This is a genomic window from Streptomyces sp. LN549 (assembly GCF_043203805.1).
GTDB lineage: Bacteria > Actinomycetota > Actinomycetes > Streptomycetales > Streptomycetaceae > Streptomyces.
Genome location: NZ_JAZHRI010000002.1, coordinates 5,761,935 through 5,777,477 on the forward strand (window position 1 = coordinate 5,761,935; position 15,543 = coordinate 5,777,477).

General features: G+C 71.5%; 16 protein-coding genes. 9 read left to right on the top strand and 7 right to left on the bottom strand.

The features are described from left to right. The first annotated feature begins 16 nt into the window (after positions 1 to 16). On the top strand, positions 17 to 2,032 hold the full coding sequence (locus tag SH922_RS26265; protein WP_393060306.1) for a GTP-binding protein: 2,016 nt from the start codon (positions 17 to 19) through the stop codon (positions 2,030 to 2,032). A 306-nt stretch (positions 2,033 to 2,338) separates the two neighbouring features. Continuing rightward, a complete protein-coding gene (locus SH922_RS26270; RefSeq protein ID WP_393060307.1) occupies positions 2,339 to 3,898 on the top strand; it encodes an ice-binding family protein in 1,560 nt (519 codons plus the stop codon). A 109-nt stretch (positions 3,899 to 4,007) separates the two neighbouring features. Here SH922_RS26270 and SH922_RS26275 read toward each other — a convergent pair whose 3' ends face one another. Beyond that, entirely contained in the window at positions 4,008 to 4,847 is an 840-nt protein-coding gene (locus SH922_RS26275; protein WP_393060308.1) for a transglutaminase-like domain-containing protein, read from the bottom strand. Positions 4,848 to 4,851: 4 nt separating this feature from the next. Next, complete coding sequence (locus SH922_RS26280) at positions 4,852 to 5,853, bottom strand: GNAT family N-acetyltransferase (RefSeq protein ID WP_393060309.1); 1,002 nt, start codon at positions 5,851 to 5,853, stop codon at positions 4,852 to 4,854. Between the two features lie 117 nt (positions 5,854 to 5,970). Between SH922_RS26280 and fdxA the strand changes: the two genes are divergently transcribed. Beyond that, positions 5,971 to 6,291 carry a ferredoxin gene (fdxA, locus tag SH922_RS26285; protein WP_018956287.1) on the top strand — a complete coding sequence of 107 codons (321 nt, stop codon included), beginning with the start codon at positions 5,971 to 5,973 and terminating at the stop codon, positions 6,289 to 6,291. A gap of 123 nt (positions 6,292 to 6,414) precedes the next feature. Then, positions 6,415 to 7,509 carry a succinyldiaminopimelate transaminase gene (gene dapC / locus SH922_RS26290; protein WP_393060310.1) on the top strand — a complete coding sequence of 365 codons (1,095 nt, stop codon included), beginning with the start codon at positions 6,415 to 6,417 and terminating at the stop codon, positions 7,507 to 7,509. Positions 7,510 to 7,593: 84 nt separating this feature from the next. Here dapC and SH922_RS26295 read toward each other — a convergent pair whose 3' ends face one another. Further along, on the bottom strand, positions 7,594 to 8,007 hold the full coding sequence (locus SH922_RS26295) for an ATP-binding protein (protein WP_393060311.1): 414 nt from the start codon (positions 8,005 to 8,007) through the stop codon (positions 7,594 to 7,596). Between the two features lie 287 nt (positions 8,008 to 8,294). Next, positions 8,295 to 9,245 carry a hypothetical protein gene (locus SH922_RS26300; RefSeq protein ID WP_393060312.1) on the bottom strand — a complete coding sequence of 317 codons (951 nt, stop codon included), beginning with the start codon at positions 9,243 to 9,245 and terminating at the stop codon, positions 8,295 to 8,297. Between the two features lie 35 nt (positions 9,246 to 9,280). Here SH922_RS26300 and dapE point away from each other — a divergent pair, with 35 nt between their 5' ends. Then, positions 9,281 to 10,360, top strand: coding sequence for a succinyl-diaminopimelate desuccinylase (dapE, locus tag SH922_RS26305; protein WP_393060313.1), 1,080 nt, complete (start codon positions 9,281 to 9,283; stop codon positions 10,358 to 10,360). A gap of 96 nt (positions 10,361 to 10,456) precedes the next feature. After that, the gene (locus SH922_RS26310) at positions 10,457 to 11,242 is read left to right on the top strand and encodes a TIGR00730 family Rossman fold protein (RefSeq protein ID WP_393060314.1); all 786 of its coding nucleotides are present in this window, start codon (positions 10,457 to 10,459) and stop codon (positions 11,240 to 11,242) included. Positions 11,243 to 11,368: 126 nt separating this feature from the next. On the opposite strand, the gene folP is transcribed toward SH922_RS26310, so the two are convergent. Continuing rightward, the gene (gene folP, locus SH922_RS26315; RefSeq protein ID WP_393060315.1) at positions 11,369 to 12,241 is read right to left on the bottom strand and encodes a dihydropteroate synthase; all 873 of its coding nucleotides are present in this window, start codon (positions 12,239 to 12,241) and stop codon (positions 11,369 to 11,371) included. Positions 12,242 to 12,360: 119 nt separating this feature from the next. Between folP and SH922_RS26320 the strand changes: the two genes are divergently transcribed. Both SH922_RS26320 and SH922_RS26325 read left to right on the top strand, forming a co-directional pair. Then, positions 12,361 to 12,819 (top strand): hypothetical protein, encoded by a 459-nt coding sequence (locus SH922_RS26320; protein ID WP_393060316.1) that lies wholly within the window; start codon positions 12,361 to 12,363, stop codon positions 12,817 to 12,819. Further along, positions 12,816 to 13,406, top strand: coding sequence for a DNA-3-methyladenine glycosylase I (locus SH922_RS26325; protein ID WP_393060317.1), 591 nt, complete (start codon positions 12,816 to 12,818; stop codon positions 13,404 to 13,406). The genes SH922_RS26320 and SH922_RS26325 overlap by 4 nt, the downstream gene beginning before the upstream one ends. A 3-nt stretch (positions 13,407 to 13,409) precedes the next feature. On the opposite strand, the gene SH922_RS26330 is transcribed toward SH922_RS26325, so the two are convergent. Then, the gene (locus SH922_RS26330) at positions 13,410 to 14,222 is read right to left on the bottom strand and encodes an enoyl-CoA hydratase/isomerase family protein (protein ID WP_393060318.1); all 813 of its coding nucleotides are present in this window, start codon (positions 14,220 to 14,222) and stop codon (positions 13,410 to 13,412) included. A 314-nt stretch (positions 14,223 to 14,536) separates the two neighbouring features. Between SH922_RS26330 and SH922_RS26335 the strand changes: the two genes are divergently transcribed. Further along, entirely contained in the window at positions 14,537 to 14,704 is a 168-nt protein-coding gene (locus SH922_RS26335; protein WP_003966491.1) for a DUF3117 domain-containing protein, read from the top strand. Positions 14,705 to 14,811: 107 nt separating this feature from the next. On the opposite strand, the gene SH922_RS26340 is transcribed toward SH922_RS26335, so the two are convergent. After that, complete coding sequence (locus tag SH922_RS26340; RefSeq protein ID WP_393060319.1) at positions 14,812 to 15,477, bottom strand: O-methyltransferase; 666 nt, start codon at positions 15,475 to 15,477, stop codon at positions 14,812 to 14,814. Positions 15,478 to 15,543 lie beyond the last annotated feature (66 nt).

The following is a 15,543-nucleotide window of genomic DNA, read 5'->3' on the forward strand; positions in this document are numbered from 1 at the left end:
GAGAACATGGAGTTCTGTGCACACGCTCAATCTTGGAATTCTGGCGCATGTCGACGCCGGTAAGACGAGCCTGACCGAGCGGCTGCTCCACACCGCCGGAGTCATCGACGAGATCGGCCGCGTCGACGACGGGAACACACAGACCGATTCCCTCGCCCTCGAACGGCAGCGCGGTATCACGATCAAGTCCGCGGTCGTCTCGTTCGCCCTCGACGACGTCACCGTCAACCTGATCGACACGCCCGGCCACCCGGACTTCATCGCCGAGGTGGAACGGGTGCTGAGCGTGCTCGACGGTGCGGTGCTGGTCATCTCCGCCGTGGAGGGCGTGCAGGCCCAGACCCGCGTGCTGATGCGGACGCTCCGGCGCCTGTGCATCCCCACGCTCGTCTTCGTGAACAAGACCGACCGGGCCGGAGCCCGGTACGCGCAGGTGCTGCGCGACATCGCGGAGAAGCTCACGCCGCACGCGGTCGCGATGGGACCGGCCGTCACCGGCCTCGGCACCCGCGACGCGCGCAGCGTGCCGTACGCCGACGGCGACCCCCGGCTCACAGGCCGGCTCACCGACCTGCTCACCGAGCACGACGACGCCCTGCTGGCCGCGTACGTCGAGAACGGCGAGGAACTCGCGCCCGCCCGGCTCCGAGCGGAACTGGCGGCGCAGACCAGGCGGGCACTCGTCCACCCCGTGTACTTCGGCTCGGCCGTCACGGGCGCCGGTATCGCCGCCCTGACCGGCGGCATCAAGGAGTTGCTGCCCGCGGCCGGGGGTGAAGCGGACGGACCGGTCTCCGGCACCGTCTTCAAGGTCGAACGCGGCCGGGCCGGCGAGAAGCTCGCCTGGGTCCGGATGTTCTCGGGGACCGTACGCACCCGCGACCGGCTGGCGTTCGGGCAGGGCCCCGACGCCGCGTCCGAGGGCAAGGTGACCGGTATCCGTGTCTTCGCCGACGGCACGGACATCGACGCCGCGTCGGCAGGACCGGGGCGGATCGCGAAGCTCCGCGGACTCGGCGACATCCGGATCGGCGACGCGGTCGGCGACACCTGTGCGGCGAGCGGCGCGCACCACTTCGCCCCACCGACGCTGGAATCCGTGGTGGTGCCCGCCCCGCCCGCCTCCCGGGGAGAACTGCATTTCGCGCTCGCACAGCTCGCCGAGCAGGATCCGCTGATCAATCTGCGTCAGGACGACGTCCGCAAGGAGGTCTCCGTATCGCTCTACGGCGAAGTGCAGAAGGAAGTCATCCAGGCGACGCTCGCGGACGAATTCGGAATCGATGCCGCTTTCCGCGGAACCACGACGATCTGCCTGGAGAAGCCGTCCGGCACCGGTGCCGCTTGCGAGATCATCGACAAGGACGACAACCCATTTCTCGCGACGGTCGGACTGCGCGTCGACCCGGCCCCGCCCGGCAGCGGTGTGGCCTACCGGCTGGAGGTGGAGCTCGGCTCGATGCCGTACTCCCTGATGAGAGCCGTCGAGGAGACCGTCGTCGAAACGCTGGGACAGGGCCTGTACGGCTGGCGCGTCACCGACTGCACGGTCACGATGACGCACTCCGGCTACTGGCCCCGTCAGAGCCACTCGCACGCAGTGTTCGACAAGTCCATGTCGAGCACGGCAGGGGACTTCCGCAATCTCACCCCGCTGGTGCTGATGGACGCGCTCCGAGAGGCCGGCACCACGGTGTACGAGCCGATGCACCGCTTCCGGCTGGAGCTTCCCGCGGACACGCTCGGACCGCTCCTGCCGGTCCTGGCCCACCTGCGGGCCGCTCCCGGCGCCCCGTCCGTGCAGGGAGCTCTCTGTGTCCTGGAGGGCGGGATCCCGGCGGCCAGTGTGCATGAACTGCAGCAGGAGCTCCCGGCGCTGACCCGGGGTGAGGGGGTGCTTGAGTACGCGTTCGACTCTCACCGGCCGGTGGTCGGCGGTGTTCCGGAGCGGTCGCGCACCGACCGCAACCCGCTCAATCGCAAGGAGTATCTCCTGCACGCGGTGCGGCGGGTGGGGGCGCAGGGGGACTGACTCCGGCCGGTGAACGGCGCCCGGCCATCGGCCGGACGCATCACCGGGGACCGACCGATGGCGTGACGGCGCGGCACATGCCACCAACACGTGCTCGCGCCTACTGGCTTTAATTTCATCTTATGTTCCTATAAATGGCGCACCAGGTAAACGGTATGTGCTCATACAGCACCGTTCGTGCTCCGGCGTATCTTTTGCGGTCTCCCGCTCCAGCGGACTCGGTGGATCAGGCCCTTCTCCATGCCCTGACCGCACCGGCTACGGGTCGGCAGCCGCATCTCCCTCATGGAACAGAAAGGCCAACCCATGGCTGTGGCTGCCCCGCCCTCCGCCCCCCGCGCCCTCGGCCGAACCCCGGTCCGCCGCAGACGAATCTGGCTCCGCGCCACGTTTGCCGTCCTGTCGGGGGTGACGATGCTGAGCACCAGCACGCTGTTCATCCCTGCCGCGTACGCGGCCGAAGCTCCGGTGGGGCTGGGGACGGACGCCAGCTACGCGGTGCTCGGCGGCGAGAGGGTCACCAACACTGGCCCCTCGGTCATCAACGGCGACCTCGGAGTCAGTCCGGGGTCCGCGGTCACCGGCTTCCCGCCCGGCATCGTCAACGGAGTCATGAACCAGGCGAACGCTGAAGCACTCCAGGCACAGGCCGACCTGGTGATCGCGTACGACGACGCGGCCGGCCGGGCGCCCACCGCCAGCGTGGCGGGCGACCTTGTCGGATCAACGCTGACCCCGGGTGTCTACAAGTCGACCGGGCCGCTGGGTCTCACCGGAACAGTCACGCTCGATGCGGAGGGGGACCCCAACGCCGTCTTCATCTTCCAGATCGCCTCGACCCTGATCACCGGCTCGGGGAGCAACGTCAGCCTCATCAACGGTGCGCAGGCGTGCAATGTGTTCTGGCAGGTGGGCAGTTCCGCCACCATCGGGACCTACTCGTTCTTCAAGGGCAACATCCTGGCCCTGACGTCCATCGCGGCGCAGACGGGCACGGCGATCGAGGGCCGGGCCCTGGCGCGCAACGGCGAGGTCACGCTGGACACCAACACCATCACCAGGGCCGCCTGCACGGTCGGCCCGCCCGGACCCACGGGCCCGACCGGCCCGACGGGTGGCACGGGTCCGGACGGTCCGACGGGTGACACGGGTCCGGATGGTTCGACGGGTCCGACGGGTGGCACGGGTCCGACCGGCGCCACAGGTCCGGACGGCTCGACGGGTCCGACGGGTGGCACAGGTCCTGACGGCGCCACGGGCGCGACCGGCCCCGACGGTGCAACAGGCCCCGATGGTGCAACAGGCTCCACCGGGCCGGCAGGCCCCGCAGGCCCCGCAGGACCGGCTGGACCGGCAGGACCCGCAGGACCCGCAGGACCGGAAGGACCGGCAGGACCGGGTGGTGGCGAGCACGGTGGTGGTGGCGGCCACGGTGGTGGCGACCAGGGTGGTGGCGGCCACGGTGGTGGCGACCAGGGTGGTGGCGGCCAGGGTGGTGGCGAGCACGGTGGTGGCGGCCAGGGTGGTGGCGAGCACGGTGGTGGCGGCCAGGGTGGTGGCGAGCACGGTGGTGGCGGCCAGGGTGGTGGCGAGCACGGTGGTGGCGACCAGGGTGGTGGCGACCAGGGTGGTGGCGAGCACGGTGGTGGCGACCAGGGTGGTGGCGGCGGTGGCGGCGCCGTCGAGCACGGCGGTGGCGGCGGTGACCAGGGCGGCGCCGATCAAGGCGGCAAGGGCCGTGACCAACTGGCCGACACGGGGACGAAGGAGGAACTCGCTGTCGTGGCCGGCTCGGCGCTTCTGCTCACTCTGGGTGGCTCCGCCCTGATGGTCATGAAGCGGCGGCGTTACCGCTCCGCCCTCTAGGCAGACGGATCACACCTGCGCAAACCGATACGGCCGGCGGCTGCCCCTGGGAGCGGCCGGCCGTTCCGGGCGCTCCCGGTTCAGCATCGCCCGGGCCGCACGCGAACCGTCAGTTCAGCATCGCCCGAGCCGCCCGCGCGCTCCGGCGCACCGCCTCAGCGGAGGCCGGGTCGACGTCCGCGACCACCTGTGCGTACTCGTCCATCTCCGCCGCCCCGCGCAGGAACTCCCCGCTCCGTACCAGCAGCTGGGCCCGCTCGTAGCGCAGCCTGGCCGGGTGCGAGGGCAGGAGCAGGGACAGCTCCACCGCCCACAGCGCCACGTCGTTGCGTTCAGGGCGGGCCGCCGCCCACGCCCGGATGTTGTTCAGGATCCGCAGCACGATCTCCAGTGGTTGCGCCGGCACCAGCATCGACGCCTCCAGCGGCTCCCCGGTCGCGCCCGCCACCAGCAGTTCCGCGTCCTGGTCCGTCAGCGGCCGCCCACCGGCGAACGGATCCGCCAGTACCCGCTCCGCCGGGTCCCCGAAACCGACCACGAAATGGCCGGGCAGCGCCACCCCGTACACCGGGGCGCCCGCCCGCCGCGCCACCTCGATCCACACCACCGACAGCAGGATCGGCAGGCCCCGGCGCCGCCGCAGCACCTGGTGCAGCAGCGAGGACTCCAGCCGCTGGTAGTCCGCCGACGCACCCTGGAACCCGTACCGCTCACCGAGCAGTTCGGCCAGCGCCGACGCCCAGGCGTGCCCGCCGCGCAGACCGTACGGCAGCAGGCCCGCGAGCCGGTCCAGTTCGATCTGCGCCGCGTCCGTCCCGTTCGCGTCCAGCGCGGGATCGGCCTCCGCACCCAGCAGCAGGCAGAGCAGCGCCAGATCCGGCCGTTCCGCCCGCGCCTCCTCGGCGAAGCGGCGGCGCAGCTCGTCCTTGTCGTGCCTCTCGGGAGCCATCGCCCTACGCCGCCCGGAAGTGGTGGTACAGGTGGTGCGTCGCGAAGCCCATCCCGTCGTACAGCCCACGGGCGCCGTCGTTGTCCGCCTCCACCTGCAGCCACGCGGCCGACGCGCCCTCGTCCATCGCCTGCCGGGCCAGCGCGGTCATGACGGTGGTGGCGAGCCCCTTCCTGCGGTGCTCGGGAGCCACCTCGACGGCCATGAAGCCGGCCCACCGTCCGTCCACCACACACCGCCCGATCGCGGCGGGCGCTTCGTCCCCGGCCTCGCCCGGAACGGCCGCGAACCACACCGAGGGGCCACTGCCCAGCACCGCCGCCACCTCCGGTCCCGGCGTCCCGACGCGCTGGTAGCGGGCGAACCACGCGTCGTCCACCGTGCGGCTCAGCCGCACCCGAGACACCTCGGCCGCCAGATCGCCGATCGGGGCCAGCGCCGCGATCCGCACCTCCGCGGTCACCTCGCGCCGCCATCCGAGACCCTCCAGCGCCGCGCACAACTCCTCCTGCGTGCCCTCGGCGCCGGTCGCGGTCTGGATGTACGCGGGCAGCTCCCGGTCCGCGTACCACTGCCTGACCCGCCCGAGCGCCACGTCGAGCGGCACGCCCGGATCGCCGACCGGCAGCGCGGAGTTGGCGCGCCGGGTGAAACCACCGGCGGCGCGCAGCAGCCAGTCGCCCAGCGGCTCGCTCTCCACGGGCTGCCAGGCGCGCGCGTACACGGGGGCGAGTTCGGCGAAGGAGGCCGCGGGACCACGCCGGCGGGCCGGGGCGGCCGGCACGACCTTGCCCGCGACCAGGGCCGATTCGGGGATCTGAACGGACTCACCGCTCTTGGGTGTGACTGACAGCACACCCGTGTTCCAGGATGTGAGAACACCGACCGTGTCGGTGAATTTCGGACCCTGGGGGCCGTCCTCGGTCAGGCGCCGGACTGATACCCGTTTGCCCACGTCAGCCGGTGCAATTCGGACTTCCAGTCGTCCGCCCATGGTGAATTCCACAGCTCTGTCCGCCCCTCCTGTTCGGATCGTGCCCGGGAACGGAGATACTAGGTGCGGGCATCGACGACGCCGCGCTCCCGCGCGAGAGCCAACGCCCTACCGAGGAGGAACGACAGCGTGACCTACGTCATCGCGCAGCCTTGTGTCGACGTAAAGGACAAGGCCTGCATCGAAGAGTGCCCCGTCGACTGTATCTATGAGGGCCAGCGGTCCTTGTACATCCACCCGGACGAGTGCGTCGACTGTGGAGCCTGCGAGCCGGTCTGTCCGGTCGAAGCGATCTTCTACGAGGACGACACCCCGGAGGAGTGGAAGGACTACTACAAGGCGAACGTCGAGTTCTTCGACGACCTCGGGTCGCCGGGTGGTGCCTCCAAGCTGGGTCTGATCGAGCGCGACCACGCGTTCATCGCCGCGCTGCCGCCGCAGAACCAGTAGCAGCGTCCCGGCACGTGCGTCGCCCCGGTCCCGTACGGCTCGTCACCGTGCGGGACCGAGGTGTTTTCCCGGCCGCCCATGCCGTGCCGCCCGCGTGAACCCCGTACGAGAAAGCAGAGATCCGTGTCCGCAGTCTCCTCCCGCCTCCCGGTCTTTCCCTGGGACAGGCTCGTGCCCTACAAGTCGACGGCCGAGAGCCACCCGGACGGCATCGTGGACCTGTCCGTCGGCACGCCCGTCGACCCGGTGCCCGAGCTGATCCAGCAGGCGCTCGTCGCCGCAGCGGACAGCCCCGGCTATCCGACGGTGTGGGGGACGGCCGCACTGCGTGACGCCCTCACCGGCTGGGTGGAGCGCCGCCTGGGCGCGGTCTCGGTGACGCACGAGAACGTGCTGCCGGTCGTCGGCTCCAAGGAGCTGGTGGCGTGGCTGCCGACGCAGCTCGGCCTCGGCGCCGGCGACAAGGTCGCCTACCCGCGGCTCGCCTACCCGACGTACGAGGTCGGCGCCCGGCTCTGCGGAGCCGAGCCCGTCGCCTACGACGACCCGACCGACCTCGACCCGGCCGGACTGAAGCTGCTCTGGCTCAACTCGCCGTCCAACCCGACCGGCCGGGTCCTGGCCAAGGACGAGCTGACCCGGATCGTCGCCTGGGCGCGCGAGCACGACGTGCTGGTCTTCAGCGACGAGTGCTACCTGGAGCTGGGCTGGGAGGCCGAACCGGTCTCCGTGCTCCACCCGGACGTCTGCGGCGGTACGTACGAGGGCATCGTCGCCGTCCACTCGCTCTCCAAGCGCTCCAACCTCGCCGGCTACCGCGCCGCCTTCATCGCGGGCGACGCGGCCGTGCTGAGCGAGCTGCTGCTGATCCGCAAGCACGGCGGCATGATGACGCCCGCCCCCGTCCAGGCGGCGACCGTCGCGGCGCTCGGCGACGACCGCCACGTGGCCGAGCAGCGCACGCGGTACGCGGACAGGCGCGCGGCCCTGCGTACGGCCCTGGAGGCCCACGGCTTCCGGATCGAGCACAGCGAGGCGAGCCTCTACCTGTGGGCGACCCGCGACGAGCCCTGCTGGGACACCGTGGCGTACCTGGCGGAGCTGGGCATCCTGGTGGCGCCCGGGGACTTCTACGGGCCGGCGGGCGACCACTTCGTGCGCGTGGCGTTCACGGCCACCGACGAACGCGTGGCGGCCGCGGTCAAGCGACTGGGCTGAGTCCCTGCACACGTAGACGCGAGGGCCTCGGGAGTGCGCACTCCCGAGGCCCTCGCGTCTACGCATGTACGGGCGGGGTGCGGATCAGCCGAGCGGCAGGCCCTGGGTGGGCAGGCCCTGCGTCGGCAGGCCGCCCTTGGTGACGGCGCCGGTCGCGTCGCCGAGGGTGTCGCTCGCGCCGCCCTCGGCCGCCTTGCCGACGCTCTTGGCTGCGGGCGCGGCCTTGGCGCCCGTCTCGCCGAGGGTCTTGCTCGCCACCGGCAGGGTGGTCCCGACGACCTTGGCGCCGGCCTTGCCCGCGCTGTCGGTGGCCGGCTGGGCCGCGCCTTCGACCGCCTTGCCGAGCCCGGCACCTTCGACGGTGGTGAGACCGCCGAGCTCCGGGGCCTGCGGGAGCTCCGCGGCACCTGCGGCACCGGCCGCACCGACCACGGGGGCCGCACCCGCCGCGATCAGCAGCGCGGTGCGGGCGATCCGACGGGTCAGGGGGAGGGACATGATGCTCCTTCGACGGGGTGGGAAAACCTGGTGTCCGTGGGTCGGACGCCATGACAACCGTCGTGGGGGAGGGAGAGGTTGCGGTGGGCCGAGGTAAAGATCGGGTAATGCGTCACATAATCCGCAACGGAGGAACCCGGGCAAACAATGCATTCCGCAGTCACCCGCCGAACCGTCACTTCCCTTTGGCCGCAAGGGGATGCGTGTGTACGGGAGGGGGTGCAGGGGAGGCTGTGCGGAGCCCGCCCGGGGAGGGCGTGGACCCCCTGCGCGGGTGACGGGTCGTACTACTGCACGAGGCGTATGCGGACCGCGGCGGTGCCCGATTCCTTCTGCTCCGTCCGCCAGCCCGCCTCGGATTTCCACTGCTTGCCCGCGTACGCGACCTCGTCGATGCCGAGCGCCTCGGACTGGGCGACCGCCCAGTGCGCGAGCTCCCAGCCGCGCTGCGGAGCGCCACCCTTGCCGGACCTGAGGTCCGTATCCACCGGCACCGAGAGGGCGCCCGCGGTCGCACCCGCGGCCGGGGTCTCTGTGCCCGCCGCGTCCTCCGCGTTCCCGGAAGGCAGCACGTCCTTGCCGAAGGAGCGCGCCAGCGCGGCCCGGACCTTCGTCATCCCGCCCGTCCCGGCCGTGCTCCGCGGCGGCTCGCAGTTCAGGGCCGCCGGCGTCCGGCCGGTCAGTGCGGCGGCCAGCAGCGCGGCGTCCGGCTCGTGCTTCGCGTAGGCCTGCGGGAAGCCGCTGCGCTGGACGCGCTGCGCGGCCACGGTGAGCGGCAGCCGCGAGTAGCCGGGCACCTCGGCCAGGTGCTCGTAGAACTTCCCGGCCGAGTAGACCGGGTCCAGGATCTGCTTCTCGGTGCCCCAGCCCTGCGAGGGGCGCTGCTGGAACAGGCCCAGCGAGTCCCGGTCGCCGTGCTCGATGTTGCGCAGCCCGGACTCCTGCAGCGCCGTCGCCAGCGCGATCGTCACCGCGCGCTCCGGCATGCCGCGGGTGGTGCCGACCGCGGAGATCGTCGCGGCGTTCGACGCCTGCTCCGAGCTCAGCCGGTAGGTGCGCCCCTCGCCCGCCGAACCGTCGGCCGACCGCACGGTGCACTGATCGGAACCCTTGCTGCCCGTCACGTACTGCACGGTCAGATACCCGGCCACCGCCACGAGCACGGCAAAGGCCGCCACGATGCGCAGACGGCGGCTGCGGGCGGTGTGTCGGCGGGCGGGGGCAACGGTCCGGGGCACGGGGCCACCGTACGCGAGGGACTAGGGTCGTAGCCATGGCCGAAAGCACGCTTGACCTCACATCGGACGGGCCCGCCCTCACCGCGTGGCTCGTCGACTTCCCCTCGGTCAGCGGGGAGGAGAAGGACCTCGCCGATGCCATCGAGTCGGCGCTGCGGACCCTTCCGCACCTGACCGTCGACCGGCACGGCAACAACGTCGTTGCCAGGACGAACCTGGGCCGCGGCGAACGCGTCGTACTGGCCGGTCACATCGACACCGTGCCGATCGCCGACAACGTGCCCTCCAGGCTCGACGAGGACGGTCTGCTGTGGGGCTGCGGGAGCTCCGACATGAAGTCGGGCGTCGCCGTCCAGCTGAGGATCGCCGCGACGGTGCCCGAGCCCAACCGCGACCTCACCTTCGTCTTCTACGACAACGAAGAGGTGGCCGCCGACCTCAACGGCCTGGGGCACATCGCCGCCGCCCACCCCGACTGGCTGACGGCCGACTTCGCCGTCCTCCTGGAGGGCTCCAACGGCGAGGTGGAGGGCGGCTGCCAGGGCACGTTGCGGGTCTTCCTCCGTACGGAGGGCGAGCGGGCCCACTCCGCGCGCAGCTGGATGGGGTCCAACGCCATCCACGGCGCCGCCCCCATCCTGGCCAGGCTCGCCGCGTACGAGCCGCGCAAGCCGGTGATCGACGGGCTGGAGTACCACGAGGGTCTCAACGCCGTACGGATCGAGGGTGGCGTCGCCAACAACGTCATCCCCGACGCCTGCACGGTCGTCGTCAACTACCGCTACGCCCCGGACCTGGGCCCCGAGGAGGCCCTGGCCCACGTCCGTGAGGTCTTCGCCGACTGCGGCGTCGCCGAATTCATCGTCGACGACCACTCGGGCGCTGCCATGCCCGGGCTCTCCCACCCGGCGGCCAAGGCCTTCATGGACGCCGTCGGAGGCACGGCCCGGCCCAAGTTCGGCTGGACGGACGTGGCGCGCTTCGGCTCGCTCGGCGTCCCCGCGGTGAACTACGGCCCCGGCGACCCGATCCTCGCGCACAAGCGCAACGAGCACGTGCGGACCGACCGGATCACCCACTGCGAGGACCGGCTCCGCTCCTGGCTCACGACCTGACCTCGGGCGTTCCCCTGTCCGTAACCTCCGGGGATCTACGCTGGCCTGAGACAGAGCGCCGCAGGGCGGCTCTGACGTCGGCGTAGGGAGCAGGTCATGGGCAACCCGGAGGACGCAAGGATCCCTGAGGGCGCAGAGGTACCCGAGGGAGCGGTCAGGCCCGAGGAACAGCGGCTCGGCCCGGTGCTGCGCCGCAGGGACCAGGTACAGCCCGGCACGACCGATCAGCGGTTGCTGGACTCCGAGGGCGACTCCGAGTGGGTGCACACCGACCCGTGGCGGGTCATGCGCATCCAGTCGGAGTTCGTCGAGGGCTTCGGTGCACTCGCCGAACTGCCGAGCGCCATCAGCGTCTTCGGCTCCGCCCGCACACCGGCGGGCACACCGGAGTACGAGGCGGGTGTACGGATCGGCCGGGCGCTCGTCGAGGCGGGCTTCGCGGTGATCACCGGGGGCGGTCCCGGAGCGATGGAGGCGGCGAACAAGGGGGCGCGGGAGGCGAAGGGGGTCTCGGTCGGCCTCGGCATCGAGCTTCCCTTCGAGTCCGGCCTCAACCCGCACGTCGACATCGGCGTCAATTTCCGCTACTTCTTTGTGCGGAAAACGATGTTTGTGAAGTATGCGCAAGGCTTCGTCGTCCTGCCCGGCGGCCTCGGCACCCTGGACGAGCTCTTCGAGGCCCTCACCCTCGTCCAGACGGGCAAGGTCACCCGCTTCCCGATCGTGCTGTTCGGTACGGCGTACTGGGGCGGCCTGGTCGACTGGCTGCGTGACACGGTGGTGGCCCAGGGCAAGGCCTCCGCGAAGGACCTCCTGCTGTTCCACGTCACGGACGACGTGGACGAAGCGGTGAACCTGGTGACCAAGGAGGTCGGGCGGTAAATATCAGCCCCGCCGGCGTTCGAGGAGCGGGGTCCGGGGCGGAGCCCCGGTTACGGGAAGGGGCGGGCAGAGGACAAGGCCCGCCGCAGGCGCGACCCGCCCGCCCCGGCCCACCCCCGCCCCCGGCTACGCCAACCCGCGCCGCGCGACCGCCGGCGCCCGGCGCCCCGCGATGGACGCCACCATGTCCAGGACGTCCCGCGTCTCCGCCACCTCGTGGACCCGGTACACCCGCGCCCCCAGCCACGCGGACACCGCGGTCGTCGCCAGCGTGCCGAGCAGCCGCTCCTTCACCGGCCGGTCGAGCGTCTCGCCGACGAAGTCCTTGTTGGAGAGCGAGACCAGCACCGGCCACCCCGTCTCCGCCATCTCGCCGAGCCGGCGCGTCGCCTCCAGCGAGTGCCGGGTGTTCTTCCCGAAGTCGTGACCGGGGTCGATCATGATCCCGTCCGGCCGGACGCCCAGTTCCACGGCCCGCTCCGCCAGCCCCTCGGTCACCCGCAGGATGTCGGCCATCACGTCCTCGTACCCGGCCCGGTGCGGCCGGGTGCGCGGCTCGGCGCCGCCCGCGTGGGTGCAGACGAGACCCGCCCCGTACCGCGCGGCGACCTCCGCCAGCTTCGGGTCGACCCCGCCCCACGCGTCGTTCAGCAGGTCCGCGCCGGCCTCGCAGACGGCCTCGCCGACGTCGTGGCGCCAGGTGTCGACGCTGATCACCACGTCCGGGTGGCGGCGGCGGACCTCGGCGACGAAACCGACGGTGCGACGGGCCTCCTCCTCGGCGGTGACCTCCTCGCCGGGGCCCGCTTTCACCCCGCCGATGTCGATGATCGCGGCACCGTCGGCCACGGCCTGCTCGACCCGGGAGAGCGCGGGCTCGTCGCGGAAGGTGGCGCCCTGGTCGTAGAAGGAGTCCGGGGTGCGGTTCACGATCGCCATGATCACCGGCTCGTGCGCACCGAACTCGCGCCGACCCAGCCTGAGCGCACCGCTTCGCATCCCGTGTCTCTCCTTTGAATTTGCCCAGTAGATCTCGACCGGAGCCGACTGCGACCCTAACTGTCAGCACCTCATGGCACGATCGGACCCGGACGAATTCCGCTCCCGGGGAGATACGCGTGTTCTGGTTCTTGCTGCTCGCGATGGTGGTGGTGGTTGCCGCGGTCACCCTCGCGGTGGTCGGTGGAGGGAAGACTGCCGTCCTGCAGGACGTGGCGCCCGAGCAGCTGACGGATCCGCTGCCCGCGACGCGCCCGGTCGGCCGGGCGGATGTCGAGGCGCTCCGGCTGCCCGTCGCAGCCCGCGGCTATCGGATGGCCGATGTGGACGACGCGCTGGGCCGTCTCGGTGCCGAGCTCGCCGAGCGGGACGCGCGAATCGCGGAGCTGGAGTCTGCGCTCGCCGGCGCCCAGGCCACGAGAGCCGGCCGTCCCGATCTTCTGAAGCAGCCCGAGGACCGCCCACAGGCGCCCTGGGAGGCGCCGGAGCCGTCCCCGCAGTCCCCGTCCCCGCAGTCCCCGTCCCCGGCGGACGAGGACCCGCGCGCCCCGCGCCCCGACGAGGAGACCGGCCGATGAGCGGCGCCGAAGCGGCGGCGGACGGCGGACTGCGCTGCCCGTGGGGTCTGGCCACCGAGGACTACCTCGTCTACCACGACACCGAGTGGGGCCGCCCGGTCCACGGTGACGACGCCCTCTTCGAACGGCTGTGCCTGGAGGCGTTCCAGTCCGGGCTGTCCTGGCTGACGATCCTGCGCCGCCGGGAAGGCTTCCGCAGCGCGTTCGACGGGTTCAGCATCCCGAAGGTGGCGGCGTTCACCGACGCGGACCGGGAGCGGCTCCTCGCCGACGCGGGCATCATCCGCAACCGGGCGAAGATCGATGCCACTCTCGCCAACGCCCGGACGCTGTCCGGCTGGCGGGACGGCGAGCTGGACGAGCTGATCTGGTCGCACGCCCCCGATCCGGCGAGCCGCCCCGCCCCACGCGTCCTCGGGGACGTAGCGGCCGTCACCGCGGAGTCCACGGCACTGTCGAAGGACCTCAAGAAGCGCGGGCTGCGGTTCATCGGTCCGACCACGGCCTACGCCCTGATGCAGGCGTGCGGCCTGGTCGACGACCATCTCGCCGACTGCGTGGCCCGCGGCGGCGGCGCCGTGGCGTAAGGGCTACTGGCCGAGGTACTTCGGCTTCTCCTTGTCGAGGAACGCCTGCACAGCGATCGCGTGGTCCTGCGACGCGCCCGCCCTCGTCTGGAGTTCGTCCTCCTTCTCCAGCGCCTCGCCCAGGGTGTGACCGGCGCCGTAGGCGAGGGACTCCTTGAGCGCTGCGTACGCCACCGTCGGGCCGTCCGCCAGGGCGCGGGCGACCGCGGCGGCCTCGGCGACGAGATCGGCGGCGGGCACCAGCCTGTTCACGATGCCCAGGTCGTGCGCGTCCTTGGCGGAGATGGAGCGCGGGAAGAGCAGCAGATCGGCGGCGCGGCTGTGGCCGATCAGCCGGGGCAGCGTCCAGGAGACGCCCGAGTCCGCCGTGAGAGCGACCCCGGCGAACGAGGTGTTGAACGAGGCGGTGTCGGCGGCGACCCGGTAGTCGCAGGCGAGTGCGAAACCGAAGCCCGCACCGGCCGCGGCGCCGTTGACACCGGCGACGACCGGCTTCGGCATTTCGGTGATCGCCCGCACGATCGGGTTGTAGTGCTCCTGCACCGTGCTGAGTGCGTTGCCGCCGCCCGACGCGCGGACCTCGGACAGCTTGGAGAGGTGTTCCCTGAGGTCCTGGCCGACACAGAAGGCGCGCCCGCCGGACGCGGTGAGAAGAACCGCCCGCACAGCGGTGTCGGCGCCGGCCGCCTGCAGGGCGTCGCGCAGGGCCACCTTGGCTGCGGTGTTCATGGCGTTCATCGCGTCGGGACGGTTGATCGTGATCGTCGCGAGTCCGTCGTTCACTGCGTAGAGCACGGAATCGTCGTGATCAGCCATGTGGGGTCCCCTTTACGCCTCGTTCAAAATGCCTGTCGAGGCAAGCATGGCCGACTTCGGTGGAGGCGAACATGTGACCTGCGTCTAACAATTCCGCTCCGATGAGGGGCGGAAGGGGACGGAGTATCGCAGTCGGATCGCCGAATTGGGTGGTTTTGAGTGAGCGCGTTGCGCAAGCGATGCAGAGCGATGTTGGTCATCGGGGTCTGTGATGCGGGATAATGGCCTGGAAGCAATGTGTTCGATGCCGGTGAGGCAGCGCCTGTCATGGGGCCGCCGGTTGCGATGAGCTGGTTTCAGGAAGGGGAACGAGCATGGCGGCCATGAAGCCGCGGACGGGCGACGGCCCGCTCGAGGTGACAAAGGAGGGGCGGGGCATCGTCATGCGCGTTCCGCTCGAAGGCGGCGGTCGGCTTGTCGTGGAGCTGACTCCGGACGAGGCCGATGCACTCGGCGATGCCCTCAAGAAGGTCGTCGGCTAGCAGAGGCGCCCACACTTCACCACTGCCCCGGCACGGTCTCCGTGCCGGGGCAGTGGTGTATCCGTGGACATGACGCGCTCTGCCGGGCATGGCGCCCGCCCGCCGGGTCAGCCGCGTCGTACCGCGCAGAGCAGGCCGTCGCCCACCGGCAGCAGCGTCGCCATCAGCTCCTGGCTCTCGCGGACCGCGCGCAGCAGCTCGCGCAGGCGCAGCACCTCCGCGGGCTGGGCGGCGGAGTCGACCGTACGGCCGTCCGCGAAGACGCCCTCGAAGCAGACCAGACCGCCAGGTCGCAGCAGGCGCAACGATTCAGCGAGGCAGTCCAGGCTCTCCATCCGGTCGCCGTCGCAGAACACGAGGTCGTATCCGCCGTCCGCCAGCCGGGGGAGTACGTCGAGGGCGCGGCCGGGGATGAAGCGGGCCCGGTTGGCGGCGAAACCCGCCGCGCGGAACGCCTCACGGGCGAACTGCTGGCGCTCGGGTTCCGGGTCGACCGTGGTCAGCACCCCGTCCGGCCGCATGCCGTGCAGCAGATAGAGGCCGGACACGCCCGTCCCGGTGCCGATCTCGGCCACCGCCTTGGCGTCCGTCGTGGCAGCAAGCAGGCGCAGCGCGGAGCCGGTGCCTGGCGACACCGAGCGCAGCCCCGCGTCCCGTGCCCGGTCCCGGGCCCAGCGCAGTGCTTCGTCCTCGGCGACAAAGGCGTCGGCGAACGCCCAGCTCGTCTGCCGGTTGGCGGTGATGACCCTCTCCTGTCCCCGTAGTTGGCGCAACGGTGACTGTATCCGCTGCACCCGGGAACCCGCAGATGGGACCGGGCGTTAGACAAGGACAGGGGA